The organism is Parvibaculum sp. (assembly GCF_040882025.1).
Taxonomy (GTDB): domain Bacteria; phylum Pseudomonadota; class Alphaproteobacteria; order Parvibaculales; family Parvibaculaceae; genus Parvibaculum.
Window position 1 is genome coordinate 1 of record NZ_JBBECC010000166.1, and the last position, 14,116, is coordinate 14,116.

Annotated in this window: 13 protein-coding genes and 1 riboswitch; of the genes, 6 read left to right on the plus strand and 7 right to left on the minus strand. The window is 64.3% G+C overall.

Going from position 1 to position 14,116, the window contains the following annotated elements; translation table 11 throughout:
- The first annotated feature begins 363 nt into the window (after window positions 1-363).
- A riboswitch (ZMP/ZTP riboswitch) is annotated at window positions 364-449 on the plus strand.
- A gap of 49 nt (window positions 450-498) precedes the next feature.
- On the plus strand, window positions 499-1,761 hold the full coding sequence (glyA, locus tag WEB61_RS11865; RefSeq protein ID WP_368064542.1) for a serine hydroxymethyltransferase: 1,263 nt from the start codon (window positions 499-501) through the stop codon (window positions 1,759-1,761).
- On the opposite strand, the gene WEB61_RS11870 is transcribed toward glyA, so the two are convergent.
- Window positions 1,758-2,555, minus strand: coding sequence for a DUF72 domain-containing protein (locus WEB61_RS11870; RefSeq protein WP_368064543.1), 798 nt, complete (start codon window positions 2,553-2,555; stop codon window positions 1,758-1,760). The two genes, glyA and WEB61_RS11870, sit on opposite strands and share 4 nt — an antisense overlap.
- Window positions 2,556-2,647: 92 nt before the next feature.
- Entirely contained in the window at window positions 2,648-3,268 is a 621-nt protein-coding gene (locus tag WEB61_RS11875) for a TetR family transcriptional regulator (protein WP_368064544.1), read from the minus strand.
- A gap of 98 nt (window positions 3,269-3,366) precedes the next feature.
- Here WEB61_RS11875 and WEB61_RS11880 point away from each other — a divergent pair, with 98 nt between their 5' ends.
- Both WEB61_RS11880 and WEB61_RS11885 read left to right on the plus strand, forming a co-directional pair.
- Window positions 3,367-4,710: a flavin-containing monooxygenase gene (locus WEB61_RS11880; protein ID WP_368064545.1), complete on the plus strand. Its 1,344-nt coding sequence runs from the start codon at window positions 3,367-3,369 to the stop codon at window positions 4,708-4,710.
- Window positions 4,707-5,528, plus strand: coding sequence for an SDR family NAD(P)-dependent oxidoreductase (locus WEB61_RS11885; RefSeq protein ID WP_368064546.1), 822 nt, complete (start codon window positions 4,707-4,709; stop codon window positions 5,526-5,528). Before WEB61_RS11880 ends, WEB61_RS11885 begins: the two co-directional genes overlap by 4 nt.
- Here the strand turns inward: WEB61_RS11885 and WEB61_RS11890 are convergent.
- Entirely contained in the window at window positions 5,517-5,771 is a 255-nt protein-coding gene (locus tag WEB61_RS11890) for a hypothetical protein (protein WP_368064547.1), read from the minus strand. The genes WEB61_RS11885 and WEB61_RS11890 overlap by 12 nt on opposite strands.
- Before the next feature lie 4 nt (window positions 5,772-5,775).
- On the minus strand, window positions 5,776-6,528 hold the full coding sequence (locus WEB61_RS11895; RefSeq protein WP_368064548.1) for a TSUP family transporter: 753 nt from the start codon (window positions 6,526-6,528) through the stop codon (window positions 5,776-5,778).
- Between the two features lie 106 nt (window positions 6,529-6,634).
- Here WEB61_RS11895 and WEB61_RS11900 point away from each other — a divergent pair, with 106 nt between their 5' ends.
- Entirely contained in the window at window positions 6,635-7,543 is a 909-nt protein-coding gene (locus WEB61_RS11900) for a LysR substrate-binding domain-containing protein (protein ID WP_368064549.1), read from the plus strand.
- A 4-nt stretch (window positions 7,544-7,547) separates the two neighbouring features.
- Here the strand turns inward: WEB61_RS11900 and hisG are convergent, their stop codons facing one another.
- The 3 genes from hisG to hisS all read right to left on the minus strand — a co-directional run bounded on the left by hisG (window position 7,548) and on the right by hisS (window position 11,307).
- Complete coding sequence (hisG, locus tag WEB61_RS11905; RefSeq protein WP_368064550.1) at window positions 7,548-8,522, minus strand: ATP phosphoribosyltransferase; 975 nt, start codon at window positions 8,520-8,522, stop codon at window positions 7,548-7,550.
- Entirely contained in the window at window positions 8,519-9,694 is a 1,176-nt protein-coding gene (locus WEB61_RS11910) for an ATP phosphoribosyltransferase regulatory subunit (protein ID WP_368064551.1), read from the minus strand. The genes hisG and WEB61_RS11910 overlap by 4 nt, the downstream gene beginning before the upstream one ends.
- Window positions 9,695-9,783: 89 nt before the next feature.
- Window positions 9,784-11,307, minus strand: a complete 1,524-nt coding sequence (gene hisS / locus WEB61_RS11915) for a histidine--tRNA ligase (RefSeq protein WP_368064552.1) — start codon at window positions 11,305-11,307, stop codon at window positions 9,784-9,786.
- 291 nt (window positions 11,308-11,598) lie between these two features.
- Between hisS and WEB61_RS11920 the strand changes: the two genes are divergently transcribed.
- The gene (locus WEB61_RS11920; protein WP_368064553.1) at window positions 11,599-13,125 is read left to right on the plus strand and encodes a histidine kinase dimerization/phospho-acceptor domain-containing protein; all 1,527 of its coding nucleotides are present in this window, start codon (window positions 11,599-11,601) and stop codon (window positions 13,123-13,125) included.
- A 124-nt stretch (window positions 13,126-13,249) separates the two neighbouring features.
- A partial coding sequence (locus WEB61_RS11925) for a cytochrome ubiquinol oxidase subunit I (RefSeq protein ID WP_368064554.1) occupies window positions 13,250-14,116 on the plus strand: 867 nt, incomplete at its 3' end.

Genomic DNA, 14,116 nt, shown 5'->3' on the forward strand with positions numbered 1-14,116 from the left:
ACGTCTTTTCGGCACGTAAAAGCTGAAAAGAAGAAAGAAAGACGTGGATGACCCGCCACCTTGATTACAAAGGAGGGCCGGGTCATGACGAAAATGGGAGAAAGTGCTGTGTCGCAAGTGGTTTGAATCAAACCCTGCTCTTCTTAACCGGACGGCAGTGGATTTATTCGGGCCATCCACGTCTTTGCCATGAGCACGAAAGAAAGACGTGGATGACCCGGACAAGCCGGGTCATGACGTGTTTGGGTTTGGTGAACGCACCGTATTCGCTCCCGTAGCCATTCAACCGTACAGCCGTTGGCTTTGAGCGCAATTGACTCGCGGCGCCTGCGGGTCTTAACTCCCTCCACTTCCGGTCGTACATATCCTCCGCGCGACTGGCGATATCAGATGGGTCACCATCGGGGAGCGCGGAGACTGGTCTTCAGCCGATCGCCTGGGCAGCACTTCAAGATGCTGGCCGGGCGTTTTTGTTTTCAGGCTCGAAGGAGACGACCCATGACCACCGCACCCGAACGCGCAAGGCTTGCGCAATCCGACAACGAGATTTTTCTGGCGCTGAAAGGCGAGGAGGCGCGGCAGCGCGCCGAGCTCGAACTGATCCCGTCGGAAAATTACGCCTTTCCCGAAGTGCTGACGCTGCTGGGTTCAGCCTTCACCAACAAATATTCGGAAGGCTATCCGGGCCGGCGCTATTATGGCGGGCAGGAATTCACCGACCGTATCGAAAATCTCGCCCGCGACCGGGCCAAGGCGCTGTTCCGCGCCGAACACGCCAATGTGCAGCCCTTGTCGGGCTCGCCGATGAACCAGGCGGTCTATCTGGGGCTGCTCGAGCCGGGCGACACGATTTTGGCGATGGACCTTTCCCATGGCGGGCATCTGACGCATGGGGCGCCGGTAAGCCATATGGGCCGGATTTTCAATTTCGTGCGCTACAAGACCGATCCCGCGACCGGCGCCATCGATTTTGCGGCGCTGCGCGATGTTGCCCGCGCGACGCAACCGAAGCTCGTCGTCTGCGGCTATTCCTCCTATCCGCGCGACTACGACTATGCCGATTTCCGCCGTGTGGCGGATGAGGTCGGCGCGCTCACCATGGCCGATGTTTCGCATATCGGCGGGCTGATCGCGGCCGATGTCATGCGCAATCCGCTCGATGCCGGGTTCGACGTGATGACGACGACGACGCACAAGTCGATGCGCGGTCCGCGCGGCGGGCTCATTCTGTGCAAGGAGAAGTTCGCGAAGAAGATCGACGCTTCGGTGTTTCCCGGATTGCAGGGCGGCCCGCATATGAACCAGGTGGCGGCGACCGCGACGACGCTCCGCCTCGCGGCGATGCCCGCCTTCCAGGATTATGCGCGCGCGGTGCTGACCAACGCCAAGGCGCTGGCGGCCGCACTGAACGACCGGCAGGTAAAGCTCGTGACCGGCGGCACCGACAATCACCTGCTGGTGATCGACACCGTTCAGAGTTTCGGCATCGACGGGGCGAAGGCCGAAGCCGCGCTCGACCGCGTCGGTCTTACCGTCAACAAGCAGGTGATCCCCGACGACCCCCATCCGCCGATGCGGCCCTCGGGCCTGCGGCTCGGCACGCCGGCGCCGACGACGCGCGGCATGGGGCAGGCGGAGATGCAAGAGATTGCCGCGATCATCGCGGAAACGCTGGCGGCGGCGGGCGATGCCGGCACCGAAACGAAGCTGGCGGCGCGCACCCATGCGCTGACGGCGAAATTTCCGGTGCCGGGACTTTAGCTTTTTACGCGATCCGCGATCGCCATGGCGGCATGGGGATTGCGGACTTTCGCGCCGGCGATCACATAGAGGAAGACATCGCTGACGGGCACGGGCTTGCCCGGCGCAACGGCGTCGATCCCCTTCGGCACCTTGCCCGCCGCCCAGTCCTTCGCGCGCGCGGCCCAGCTGTCGACCGCCTTTTTCGAATAGCCGAGTTTTTCCTTCTCGTCCGTCCCCATGATACGGGCATAGACGAAGGGTGCGGTCACGTCGCCGATCTGCGGGTAATCGCTGTCCACCGCCGCGACCACGGCGATGCCATGCTTGCGCAGGAGTTCGATGAAGTCCTTCGTCCGGAAGCTTTCGTTTCGCACCTCGACCGCGTGACGTATGTCCAAGCCGCTGTATTTTTTCGGCAGCAGACCGAGAAATGCCTCGAAGTCCTCCGCATCGAATTTCTTCGTCGGCGCGAACTGCCAGTTGATCGGCCCGAGCTTCCCCTTCAACTCCGCCACGCCGCTTTCGAAGAATTTCTCGATGGAAGGCCCGGCCTCCGCCAATACGCGCCTGTTGCTTGCAAAGCGCGGGCCCTTCAGCGCGAAAACGAAATCGTCCGGGGTTTCGTCATGCCACTTGCGGAAGCTTTCCGGCTTCTGCGAGCCGTAATAGGTGCCGTTGATCTCGATGGTCGAGAGTTTCGAGCTCGCATATTCGAGCTCGCTCTTCTGCGTGATGCCTCGCGGATAGAAGGTGCCGCGCCACGGCTCGAAGACCCAGCCGCCGATCCCCACCCGGATTTTCCCGTCCGCCATACCGGAACTCTCTTGTGCAAGGCCTGTAGCCGACAAGCGGAAACTCTAGGCAGGCACACGGAACGCGGCAAGCCACTTCCGGACCCGGCATCTCATTTCCCGAGCATGCCGCCAAGTTCGCCCTGCAGCATGCGGCGATACTCCGCCATCAGCCGGTCGCCTTCCTTGCGGTCGACGGCGATCGCGAGGCGGACGGCGGCGCCCGTCAGTTGCATCGTCAGGAAGCAGACGGTTTCGAAACGCGCGCGTTCCTTGCGCGGCACCAGATGTTTCAGCGCGTCGGCGACGACGCGTGCATTGGCGCGGCTGTCCTCGATGTCGAGCGCCTGCAGCGCCTTGTCCGACTGCGTGCCCGACCAGATGTCGCGCACCACCGGCTCGTCGAGAAACATCGCATAATAGTCCTGAAGCAACCGATCCATGCGGGCAAGCGCTTCTTCGCGCGTTGCGACGTCCGCCAGAGTTTCGGCGATGCCGGCGCGAACGCGCTCGGTGATACGCTCGGCCAGAGTCTGCAGGATCGCCGCCTTGTCGGGAAAATACTGGTAGAGCGAGCCGATGGGGACGCCCGCGCGCTCGGCCACTTCGGTCATCCTGACGGCGTCGCTGCCGGTTTCGGCAATCAGATCGCTGGCGGCCGCCAGAATCCGCTCCACCCGCTCAAGGGCGCGGGCCTGGGTCGGCCTTCGGCGGAGGGCTGCGACATCGTTCATTTTGGTTCCCGGTTTCACTTTGCGCTTGCGCGTAAAAATATGAGGGTTTATCACTTATCACAAATATGAGGATTATTCACTTTACTCGGGAGAGCGGGATGATCGAGACCGGACGCATTTGTGTCGTCGGCGGCGGACCGGCGGGGCTCAGCCTTGCGCGGACCTTTCTGCGCCACGGCATTCCCTTCGACGTCTATGAGCGGCATTCCGATGTCGGCGGCTTGTGGGACCGCAGCAATCCCGGCTCGCCGGTTTACGATTCGGCGCATTTCATTTCGTCGAAAACCCAGTCGCATTATCACGACTTCCCGATGCCCGAGAGCTATCCCGATTATCCGTCGGGGCGGCAGATCCATGGCTATATGCGCGGTTTCGCCGATGCCTACGGGTTGCGCGGCCATATCCGTTTCGGCATGTCGGTCGACAAGACCGAGCTGCAGCCGGACGGCAGCTGGCAGGTGACACTTTCGAGCGGCGAGACGAAACGCTACGGTGCGCTTGTCTGCGCGAACGGCACCAACTGGCATCCCTCGATGCCGGAATATCCGGGCACCTTCACCGGCGAGATGCGCCACGCGGTCAGCTTCCGTTCGATGGACGAGTTCAAGGGCAAGCGCGTTCTCATCATCGGCGCCGGCAATTCGGGTTGCGACATCGCCTGCGACGCGGCGAAAGCCGCCGACAAGGCGTTCATCAGCCTGCGCCGCGGCTATCACTTCCTGCCGAAGCATCTTTTCGGCATGCCGGCCGACGTCTTCGCGCATGAGGGGCCGCATCTGCCGATGTGGCTGACGCAGCGCATATTCGGCGTCATTCTGCGCCTTCTCAATGGCGACCTGACGCGGCTCGGATTGCAGAAGCCCGACCACCGGCTCTTCGAGACGCATCCGATCCTCAACACGCAGTTGCTGCATTATCTCGCGCATGGCGACATAGCGGCGAAGCGCGACGTGGCGCGGTTCGAGGGCAAGACCGTTCACTTCAAGGACGGTTCGTCGGAAGAGATCGACCTCATCATCTGCGCCACCGGCTATACCTGGAAAGTGCCTTATGTCGACCCCGCCCTCTTCTCGTGGAAAGGCGGCAAGCCCGACCTCTACATGAACCTTTTCAGCCGCACGCAGCCGACGCTTTACGGGCTCGGCTTCATGGAAACCAATGGCGGCGCCTACAAGCTCTTCGACGAGATGGCCGACCTGATCGCCCGCACGATCATGGCACGGGCGGAAGGCAACGCCGCGCTCGACAAGCTGATTGCAACCGACAGGCCCGATCTTACCGGCGGCATCAAATTCGTCGGCTCGGACCGTCACGCCACCTATGTCGAGATCGACGCCTATCGCAAGCAGATGACCCGCATCCGCAAGCGCTTCGGCTGGCCGGCGCTGGAGGACGGGTGTTTCGATGCGTTGCGCGCGGATGCAAAGCGGGACGCCGCGTGACAACGATACCGAAAGCGCTCGTCACCGGTGCGGGTGGCGGCATCGGCACGGCCATCTCCCGCGCGCTTGACGGGCGCGGCTACCGGCTCGTTCTCGTCGACCGCGACATGGGCCTTCTCGATGCGGCGGCGGCAGGGCTGAAGACACGGCCCGAGAAACTCACCTGCGATCTTTCGGCGCGCGACAGCGTCGAGGCGCTTTGCGCGGCGATTGCGCGGGATCACGCCGATCTCGACATTCTGATCAACAATGCCGGTATCGGCATACCGGGCGCCGTTGCCGATGTCGATCAGGCGCTTCTCGACCGTCATCTCGAGATCAATCTGCGCGCGCCTGTGCGCCTGATGCGGGCCGTCGCGCCGCAAATGATCGCGCGGGGACGCGGAGCCATGGTCGCCACCGTTTCGCTCGGCGGCGTCATCTCGCTGAAGGACAGCGCGATCTATTCGGCGTCGAAATTCGGCTTGCGCGGTTTCCTTGCCGGCTTTCATCAGGAGATGGCCGCGCATGGCGTCAAAGTGTCGGGCGTCTATCCGGCGGCGGTCGACACGCCGATGCTGCATCACGAGGCGCTGCACGGCGGCTCGGTGCTGAATTTCATCGACAAGGTGATGACGCCGGAGGACGTGGCGGCCGCCACGCTCAAGGCCATCGATACAGGGAAACTCGAAGTCTATGTGCCCTGGAGTGCCAGCCTCCTCGCGCGCTTCTTCGGCACCTTCCCCTGGATGATCAAGCCGCTGCTGCCGCTGATGGAAAAGATCGGCGAGAAGGGCCGCCTGAAATTCATCGCGCGCAAGGGCTTCTCAGCCGAGTAGCGGCCGGCCGCGGATCAGCGCGCGGCCCGCGGGTGTCAACCGGATCATGGTCGTGTCGCCGCGGCGTTCCCGCACGAGGAGCCTCCGGTCTATCGCTTCCTCCCAGACGGAAAGCAAAGGACAATATGTGGACCAGCTTTCCATGACCTCGGCATAGCTTCTCTCGCCGGCGGCGACCCATTCCACGAAATCGCCGACAAGGTCGTCCATAATATGAAGGCGGCCGTTTTCCATTGTCGTCATGGCATCACCCCGCAAGCAGCATCAGGCCGCGCGCGATCAATATGGCGCCGAGCACGAAGAGGATATAGCGGCTCCAGCTCTTGAACTGGCCGTCATTCAAGCGGTCGAGCGCCATCTTGCCGAGGGTCGTGCCGAGCATGGCGAGCGGCGCGACCATGACATAGACCCACCAGGGCAACCCGGCTTCGGGCAGAAGATGCGCGGCGAGTACACCGAAATAAAGCAGCTTCGACAGGTGCTGCAGCGTTTGCGTCACGGCCTTGGTGGCGACGATCTGGTGGCGCGTCAGCGGGCTCCGCACGAAAAACACATCGAGGATCGGGCCGGCAACGCCTGCCGTCAGCGTCAGCGCCGTGACGACGAAGCCGCAGATGGGCGCAACAAAGGGTTTCGTGATGTCGAGGCCCCAGCTCGCCGGAATCGAGAAAGCGATGAAGGGGATTGCGCCCAGTACCAGCAGCACCGTCGCCTCGTCGGGAACGAAGCTCACCACCATGAAGAGCGCCAGCGCGACGGCGGCGCCGGCCATGTTGGTGGCGACCAGCGGCCAGACGATGTCATTGCGGTTGATGACGGCGCGGTAGCCGTTGGACACAGCCTGTGTCACGCCATGCAGCATCATCGCCGCGCCGACCGGGAAGGCGATGACGAGAAAGCCCATCAACACCATGCCGCCCGCCATGCCGAAAATGCCGGACAGCGTCGCCGTGACGACGACGACCAGGCCGAGGGTCAGGGTCATGGGAAGGGTCAGCATCTTTTCGCTCCGGTCTTTATGTGTTCAGATCAAGCAAGATGATCTCTAAAATGTCCCAGATCAAATCAGTTTTCCTGACTCTTTATGTGATTTATACTCACAAGCCATGACCAATCGCCGCGACCTCCCGCCCCTCTCCGCGCTGAAGGCTTTCGAAGCTGCGGCGCGGCTTGGCAGCGCCACAGCGGCGGCCCGGGAACTCTTTGTGACGCATGGCGCGGTCAGCCGCCAGATACGGGCGCTGGAGGACTGGGCAGGCACGCGGCTCTTCGACCGGGCCGGCAAGCGCCTGAAACTCACGGATGCGGGCGGGGCTTACCGCGACGCGGTGGCGGTCGCCTTCGACGGCATCGCCGCCGCCTCGGTCCGCCTGCGCGCCAGCACGGGTACGAGCCGCCTGCTGATCGTCAATGCGTTGCCGACTTTCGCCATGCGCTGGCTGCTGCCGCGCCTTGCACAGTTTCAGCGGCTTGAACCGCGGGTCGAACTGAAACTCGTCACCTCCGACGAGGAAGTAGCGCGGCTCGCACATGGCAGTTATCACGTCGCCATTCGCCGCGAGCAGGCGCCGTGGCCCGCCGGCCTCACCGGTGCGGCGTTTCTGGCCGAGCGCGAAATTCCCGTGGCGGCACCGTCGCTTCTCGACAGGCTTCCCGTTACCTCGCCCGCTGATCTCGCGCGGCATACATTGCTGCATGCCGATACGCGGCCCGGCGCATGGACACGCTGGCTCGATGCGGCGGGCGCTGCGGATGTCGAGGCGCAAGCCGGCCGCCAGCATTTCGATCATTTCTATCTGGCGTTGCAGGCAGCAAGCGACGGCATCGGCATTGCGCTCGGACCGCTGCCGATCGTCGAGGACGACCTCAGGGCCCACCGTCTCGTTGCGCCGCTGGCAGGACCGGCACTGCCGTCCCGCCCCTATTGCTGGCTGACACCGCAAGCGCTGGCGAGCGACCCGGCGGTCTCCGGCTTTTGCGCATGGCTTGAAACGCAGGGCGGTGAAAAGCGCTGAAGGATCAGCGCGACTTCAGCCGCTCGACCAGCCGCTCGCGCAACGGGTTTTTCGCCTCGAAGACATAATCGGCGCGGGCGGCGGTCACCGTCTCTCGGCCCTTCGCGTTGAGGAAGGCGACGAGATCGTAAAGCCGGTCTTCCGGGCAGTGAACGATGCGCACCGGCGCGGCGCCCACGCCGAAGGGAACGCTGGTACCGAACCGTTTGGCGAGTTCGACAAGCAATTTCGCGTCGTCGCTTTCGCCGGCAAACCGCACCTCGACGACTTTCGCCGCGCGGGCCTGCGCCGAAACGCGATCAAGAATTTCGCCGGCCGCATTGAGCGCGGCCTCGCTCCATTCGGCGCCGAGCGAAGCCACCAGATTGGCCTGGCTCATCAGGATTGCGCCGTCGTCGAGTATTTTCAGATTGTTGGCCGCAAGCGTCGCGCCGGTCGAGGTGATGTCGACAATCACTTCCGCCGTGCCCGCCGCCGGCGCGCCTTCGGTCGCGCCAAGGCTTTCGACGATGCGATAATCGGTCAGCCCGTGTTCGGCGAAAAAATCGCGCGTCAGGTTGAAATATTTGGTGGCGACGCGCAGCCGCCTTCCGCGCTTGGTGTGGAAGGCGAGCGCCACATCGTCGAGATCGGCCATGGTGGCGACATCGATCCAGCTTTGCGGCACGGCGACGACGACATCGGCGTGACCGAAACCCAAAGGCAACAGCAATTCGACATCGCGCTCCGGCGCCGAAAGCTTTTCGCGGATCAGATCCTCGCCGGTGACGCCGAGATGAATGAGGCCCTGTTCCAGTTGCCCGGCGATTTCGGAGGCCGAGAGAAAGGCGATTTCGACATTGGCAACGCCGTCAAGGCGGCCCGTGTAGCCGCGTCCGCCATCCTGCCGCACTTTCAGCCCGGCCCGCGCGAAGAAAGCGCTGGCGTTTTCCTGCAGGCGGCCTTTCGAAGGAAGACCGATAACGAGTTTTGCGCTCATTGCCCCGCCTCCCGGTTGACGGCCGCCAGCAGGCGCTCGATGCCGACCGCGCAGCCGACCGCCGGCACCGGCGTTTTGGCGCCGAGCGCCGAAAGCAGGCGATCGTAACGCCCGCCGCCGCAGATCATCGCGTCTTCGCCGAGGGCCGCAACGCGGAACTCGAAGACGAAGCCCGTGTAATAGGCCATGTTGCGGCCGAAGCCGGTGGCGAAATGCGCGCGGGACAGGTCGAGCCCCGCCTTGCCGATGAGGTCGAGGCGACGTTCGAAGCGCGCAATCGCCGCGTCGAGCGAGACGCCGGCAGCTTTCGTCAGTTTCGCGATGCGCGCAATGCTTTCGGCGGGCGATCCGGAGACGGCAAGAAAATCCGAAATCAGTTTTGCCGCCTCGCGGGGCACGCTGCTTGCCGCGAGTTCAGCCTGTTCCAGCAACCGCTCGGCTACTTCGCCGACGGTGCGACCGCCGACCGGCGCAATGCCCGCGAGCTTCAGCACATCCTCGATAACATTTCGGGCGCTTTCCTCGTCGAGCCCGGCAATGGCCGAGATCAGCGCCGCGCGATCGCCGGTTTCATCCTTGACGCCGCCCGCCGCCAGCTCGCCGAGCAATTCGCGGAAATAATCCGGCCGCCAGAAGTGGCGCTTCAGCCGCGCGCGCCAGCCGGGCGGCAGGTCGAGCGCGTCGACCAGCGCGTCGAAGAGCGCCAGGTCGCCCGTCTCGATGTCGTAATTTTTCAGACCCGCCTCGGCCATCGCGCGAGCGGCCAGCGCGACCACCTCGGCATCGGCACTTTCCGCATCCTCCGTCCCCAGACATTCTATGCCGGCCTGCGTGAATTCGGTGAGCTTCGCCGAGCCGCGCTTCTGGTAGCGATAGGCCGCGCCCAGCGAGCAGAGGCGCTGGGGGCCGCCCTTGCTTTCGAGATAAAGCCGGCAGACCGGGATCGTCAGTTCGGGGCGCAGACAAAGTTCGTTGCCGCCCGGATCGGCGAAGACATACATGCGGCGGCGGATGTCCTCGCCCGACATGTCGAGGAACATATCGGCGGGCTGGAGCACGGGGGCCGAAACCGGCGCATAGCCGGCGCGTTCGAAGCCGGCGCGCACCGCCGCGCCCAGCGCCTCGCGGGCCCTCAAGCTTTCGCCTTCCAATGCGGCAATCGATGACGACATTTTTGAAACCTTCCGGGCCTCCGCCGTTTCCGGCGCGCCCCTGTCTAGCATGGAAATGGTAAATTTCGGGAAGCGGGAATTGGGGCGGCTCAGCCGCGATGGCGCCCCGAATGGCGCCCGTGCCGAGCAAGGATCGCCTTCACTTCTTCCAGCAGCCGGGCGCGCGGCACGGAAACCTGGGCGGGCTGGCCTTCGCGCCAGGCGGTGTTGTCGGCGATTTCCTTCGACATTTCACTGCCGAGGATCAGGTCCTTCAGCGTGATTTCGTCCCTGGCCCGCTCGTCCTCGCCTTCGATGATGGCGACGGGGGCGCCACGCTTGTCGGCGTATTTCATCTGGGCCTTCATGCCCGAACCGCCGAGATACATTTCGGCGCGGATGCCGGCCTGACGCAGTTCCGAGACCATCTGCTGATAGTCCGCCATGCGGGCGGCGTCGAGCGTCAGCACGACGACGGGCGCGGCCACCTCCTCGACATCGAGCTTGCCCAGAAGTTCGAGCGCTGCCTGCAACCGGCTGACGCCGATCGAGAAGCCGGTCGCGGGAACCTTGACGCCCTTGAAACGCTCGACGAGCCCGTCATAGCGTCCACCGGAGCCGACCGAACCGAAGCGCACCGGATTGCCCGCCTCGTCCTTCACTTCGAAGAGCAGATCGGATTCGAAAACGGGGCCGGTGTAATAGCCGAGGCCGCGCACGATCCATGAATTGAATTCGATGCGGTCGAGGCCGTAGCCCGCCGCCTCGAACAGCGCGTCCATTTCGGCGAGTTCATCGATGCCTTCGGCGCCGACGGCGCTCGCGCCGACGATCCCGCGCCAGCTTTCGAGCACACGCTGCCGCGTCGTCGCGCCTTCGCCGAGGCCCGACTCCACATAGTCGGCAACCGCCGTGATCTGCGAGGGCGAGAGGCCGGCACCCTTCGTAAAGTCGCCCGACTCGTCCTTGCGGCCCGCGCCCAGCAGCAATTCGACGCCCTTGCGCCCGAGCTTGTCGAACTTGTCGATCGAGCGCAGCACGGTCGCGCGCGTCAATTCATTGGCATCGCCGCCAAGGCCGATGGTTTCGAGCAGCCCGTCCAGCACCTTGCGGTTGTTGACGCGGATGCGGTAGTCCCCGCGCGGAATACCGAGCGCCTCCAGGCAGTCGGCACCCATCATGCACATCTCGGCATCGGCCGCGACGCCGGGGGCGGCCACGGTGTCGGCGTCGAATTGCGTGAACTGGCGGAAGCGGCCGGGGCCGGGCTTCTCGTTGCGCCACACCGAACCCGTCTGGTAGCGGCGAAAGGGCTTGGGCAGGCCGTCGTAATTCTCGGCGACATAGCGGGCGAGCGGCGCCGTCAGGTCGTAGCGCAGCGCCAGCCACTGCTCGTCGTCGTCCTGAAACGAAAACACGCCCTCGTTCGGCCGGTCCTCGTCCGGCAGGAACTTGCCCAATGCGTCGGCATATTCGATGGCCGAGGTTTCCAGCGGGTCGAAGCCGTAACGCTCGTAAACCTCGCGAATGCGCGCAAGCATCCGCAACTCCGCCCGGACCATGCCGGCGGAGAGGTCGCGCAGGCCCTTGGGCACGCGGGCCTTGGGGCGGAAGGTTTTAGGGCTCTTGCTCATATGTCTTCGGCGGCTTCGGGCGTTTCAGTCAGCTTTTGCGCCATAAAGCCGGCGCGGGCGCATACCTAGCCCATCGCTACCCCCGGAACAAGCCGGGCTTAACGGCATCCATTAGTGGCCGCCCCGTTATGGAACTACCAAATCCTGTATGCATTTACTTTCTGTTTACCAAATGAGCGGATTCTTAGCACACACAGAGACGAAGCGATTCGCATCGGTCTATGTGTCTGGTTGCCGGGGCCCTGTGGGGGGGCGAAGAGTGAGTTGAACTTGGCACTTTCAGGTATAGCCATGCATCGGCAAATAGGCCCCCTCGGCGCGAGCGGCAACCGTCCGCTGCCGCCGCTTGCCGCCCATGTCGTCAGCGCCTCGACATCGCTCTGCAATTCGTTGCGCGGCCTCGCCGCTTCCGGCACCGCGGGCCCGCTCAGCTTCAGCTTTTCCCATCCCGAAGACGGCATCGATCCGTTGCTGACGCCAGGCATCGACGCACTCATCGTCGATATCGGCGCGGGCGAGGCGGAGGCACTCGATTTTCTGCGGCGCGCGGTGACGCTCGGTCCCAACGCGCCCGTGCTCGCAATTGGCGCCGAAGACGCCACGCTGCAGATCGAAGCCATCGAGGCCGGCGCGGAGGATTGCCTCGCCGCCGACACCGACGCACCACGAGCGCTGGGCCTGGCGCTGCGCCGCGCGATCAAGCGCCGCCTGTTGCGCGACGAGCGCCCGGCATCGGCGGGGACCGGCACCGAGACGCAGCCCCTTGTCACGCTGGTGCAGGAAACACCGGAGGCCATCGTCATTCTCGACAGCGCCGGGCTTGTGCGCTTCGCCAACAATGCCGCCCGCGAACTGCTCGGCCGGGACGGCGACGACCTTATCGGACAGCCTTTCGGCCTGCCCAGCGAGGCCGGCGAGCATGACGTCACGATCACGCGGCCCGACGGCGACAACCGTTTTGTCGAAATGCGCGTCGTCGACACGCGCTGGGGCGGCGTGCCCGCCCGCGTCGCCGCGCTGAACGACGTCACGGTGCGGCAAAAGCTCGTCAGCACGATGCGGGCGGCGGAAGCGCAGAGTCACGAGACGCGCCGGCGCAGCCAGAGCTTCTTTTCCAACGTCAATCACGACCTCAGGACGCCGCTGACGCATATCATCGGCTTTTCGGAAATGATGAAGAACGAGCGCCTCGGACCGGTCGGCACCGAGCGCTACAAGGAATATGCCAGCGACATCTATTCGAGCGGCACCATGCTGCTCGACATGATCGAGGACCTGCTCGGCATTGCCGAAGCGGAGATGGACGAGATCGAACTCACTGACGAAATCTGCAACCTCGCCCAGCTCGCCGAGATCGCGGTCGCGAGCCAGCGTCAGCACGCGGTCAGCGAAGGCGTCACCATAGAGGTCGATTGCCCGCCGCGCCTGCCCGGCCTCAGGGGCGACGCGAAGCGTCTGCGGCAGGGGCTCTTCCGGCTGCTCGCCGAAGCCGTTCATTGCGCGCATCGCGGCTCGACCATTCGCCTGTCGCTGCGGGAGGAGGCAGGCGGCATCACGGTGACGCTCAACGAAAGGCGCGATCCGGCCGCCGCGCAGAACGCGATGCTCTGGATCGAGGAGATGGACGATCCCTTCGTCAGCGCCGAGGACAGCGGCGCGCCGCGCGAAGAGAGCCTGGCGCTGTCGCTGACGCGCAAGGTGATGGAGATGCATGGCGGCGACCTCGGCATCGTCCACGCCGAACGCGGGACCGGCGGCGCGGCGGCGACAGGCATGGAAATCGCCCTCCGCTTCCCGCCCGAGCGCGTTATCCGCTAGCGGCCGAACCGCGCCCGCATCTGTGTGTCCCTGCCGCGCGGCATTTTGGCCGACCGTTCCGGGTGCCAGAAACGCAGATGAGCGTGTATGATCTCCGGGTGCTCGTCACGATCGGAGAAGACCCATGCCTCCCATCGACGCCGAAATTCTCGCCCGCCTGCAATTCGCTTTCACCGTCGCTTTCCATATCCTGTTTCCGACGCTGACGATCGGGCTGGCCGGATTTCTGGTCTGGTTCGAGGCCCGCTGGCTTGCCACGCATGACGAGGTCTGGCTGCGCCTCTATAAATTCTGGGTCAGGATATTCGCGCTCACTTTCGGCATGGGCGTCGTGTCGGGCATCGTGCTCTCCTATCAGTTCGGCACCAACTGGTCGGAATGGTCGCGCATCACCGGGCCCGTTCTCGGTCCCCTGATCGGCTTCGAGGTGCTGACCGCCTTTTTCCTCGAGGCGGGCTTTCTCGGCATCATGCTGTTCGGCTGGGACAAGGTCGGCCCCCGCCTCCATTTCCTGGCCACCTGCCTTGTCGCCTTCGGCACGGCGCTTTCGGCTTTCTGGATTCTGTCGGCCAATAGCTGGATGCAGACGCCGGCCGGCGCCGAGCTTGCGGCGGAGGGACATTTCGTCGTCATCGACTGGCTCGCAGTGATTTTCAATCCGTCGTTTCCCTGGCGCTTCCTCCACATGACGACGGCGGCCTATCTCACCAGCGCCGTCGTCATCGCGGGCGTCTCGGCGCTTTATCTGATCGCGCACAACAACCGGGCGATCGCCGCGCCCGCCTTCTCGGTGGCGATGTGGGCGGTGCTGGCGCTGGCGCCGCTGCAGGTCTTTCTCGGCGATCAACACGGGCTCAACACCTTCGAACACCAGCCGCTGAAGGTCGCGGCGATGGAGGGCAACTGGCAAACGCGGGTCGGCGCGCCGCTGCTGCTGTTTGCCATTCCGGATTCGAAGGCGCAGAAGAACCACCTCGAAATCGGCATTCCG

Bases quoted from the DNA above. Each gene is read 5' to 3' on its own strand.
- WEB61_RS11875 (WP_368064544.1), bottom strand. From the start codon at position 3,268: ATGAACGATGTCGCAGCCCTCCGCCGAAGGCCGACCCAGGCCCGCGCC.
- glyA (WP_368064542.1), top strand. From the start codon at position 499: ATGACCACCGCACCCGAACGCGCAAGGCTTGCGCAATCCGACAACGAG.
- WEB61_RS11900 (WP_368064549.1), top strand. From the start codon at position 6,635: ATGACCAATCGCCGCGACCTCCCGCCCCTCTCCGCGCTGAAGGCTTTC.
- hisG (WP_368064550.1), bottom strand. From the start codon at position 8,522: ATGAGCGCAAAACTCGTTATCGGTCTTCCTTCGAAAGGCCGCCTGCAG.
- WEB61_RS11880 (WP_368064545.1), top strand. From the start codon at position 3,367: ATGATCGAGACCGGACGCATTTGTGTCGTCGGCGGCGGACCGGCGGGG.
- WEB61_RS11870 (WP_368064543.1), bottom strand. From the start codon at position 2,555: ATGGCGGACGGGAAAATCCGGGTGGGGATCGGCGGCTGGGTCTTCGAG.
- WEB61_RS11890 (WP_368064547.1), bottom strand. From the start codon at position 5,771: ATGACGACAATGGAAAACGGCCGCCTTCATATTATGGACGACCTTGTC.
- WEB61_RS11910 (WP_368064551.1), bottom strand. From the start codon at position 9,694: ATGTCGTCATCGATTGCCGCATTGGAAGGCGAAAGCTTGAGGGCCCGC.
- WEB61_RS11920 (WP_368064553.1), top strand. From the start codon at position 11,599: ATGCATCGGCAAATAGGCCCCCTCGGCGCGAGCGGCAACCGTCCGCTG.
- hisS (WP_368064552.1), bottom strand. From the start codon at position 11,307: ATGAGCAAGAGCCCTAAAACCTTCCGCCCCAAGGCCCGCGTGCCCAAG.
- WEB61_RS11895 (WP_368064548.1), bottom strand. From the start codon at position 6,528: ATGCTGACCCTTCCCATGACCCTGACCCTCGGCCTGGTCGTCGTCGTC.